Raw genomic sequence first — 1,199 nt, 5'->3', positions numbered from 1 at the left:
ACCTTGTATGGTGTGGATGCGTCTTTCGAAGAAGAAAGGCGCTGGGGTAAGGGACGTCTTCAACCATCAGCCGGTTGCACCCGGACTGCCACTACGAGAGCATCCCACCCCGCCTCACGCGTCGATAAGGAATCTAGCGGCCGAGACCGCCGATTGATCGCAAGGTAACGCCCGAGGCGTGGCTACCCCAGCGGATTTAACGTATCGCAGGGAGAGCTGTCATGCAAACTTCAATCGTTTTTATTGGGGTCGATGTCGGCAAGTTTGAACTTCAAGTAGCCGCATCTGACGGAGAGATCGTGACGGGCGTCTTGCCCAACAATCGCTCCAGCATCGTGGGCTGGCTAAAGCGTCTGCCGGCCACTAGTGTGATCGCCATGGAAGCGACAGGAGGCTATCAAGAGCTCCTGGCTCGTACGGCGCATGAGCGCGGATTTGAGGTTTATGTCCTTAACCCGACCCACGTTCATCATTACGCCATCTCGTTGGGGAACCGCGGCAAGACAGATCGATTGGATGCCGCCGTCATCGCGCAATACATCGCGCAGCATCACAAAAAGCTGCATCGTTACGAACCGATATCTCCAGAATTGCAGGAAGTCAGAGCATTTCAGGCGCTGAGATCGACGGTGGTCCGTGTGGGCACATCCTTGCGATTGTCGGCCCAGCGACATGGTTGCGTAAGCAGCCATCAGAAGAAGGCTCTCGCAAGTTTGACGGCGTGGTCAGAGCAGCTCGAACGGGAAATGATTGCCAAGATTAAGGCCCAGAATGACTGGGCCAAGACATACGGTCTGCTCACCGGCATATGCGGCATAGGACCGATAACCGGCGTTGCCCTGACGAGCTTGTTCAGCCGGATCGACTTTGCCAGCAGCGATGCGGCGGTAGCCTTCTGTGGCCTGGATCCGAGGCCGAACGAATCCGGAAGAAAAGTCGGCCGGCGCCGGCTAAGCAAGCAGGGCGATAAAGCCGCGAGGACATTGCTCTACAACGCGGCTAGCTCAGCGGCGCGCACGGAACAATTCAAGGATTACTACGCCATGCTCAGGGTTCGAGGGCTGGCCTCGACTGCGGCCTTGGTCATAATCGCGCGCAAACTCCTGCGGATCGCGTACGGGGTATGGCGAACAGGTCAACCCTTTGATCCAGAGAAATTGCGACCTACGACTGCTTGACCGAGACCATAGAATCTCGTC

Annotated in this window: 1 protein-coding gene; it reads left to right on the top strand. The window is 57.0% G+C overall.

Annotated elements, in window-relative coordinates; genetic code table 11:
* Positions 1-221: 221 nt before the first annotated feature.
* A complete protein-coding gene (locus tag HV681_RS27665; protein WP_175126284.1) occupies positions 222-1,178 on the top strand; it encodes an IS110 family RNA-guided transposase in 957 nt (318 codons plus the stop codon).
* Positions 1,179-1,199: the final 21 nt, after the last annotated feature.

Origin of the sequence: Achromobacter animicus (assembly GCF_902859585.1) — a bacterium.
GTDB classification, from domain to species: Bacteria; Pseudomonadota; Gammaproteobacteria; order Burkholderiales; family Burkholderiaceae_B; genus Achromobacter; species Achromobacter animicus.
Note: the sequence above shows the minus strand (reverse complement) of the source record. Positions and strands in the feature narration are given on the sequence as shown.

What these genes read in the sequence shown, in the direction of transcription:
- HV681_RS27665 (WP_175126284.1), top strand. Translation starts at nt 222, where the DNA reads ATGCAAACTTCAATCGTTTTTATTGGGGTCGATGTCGGCAAGTTTGAA.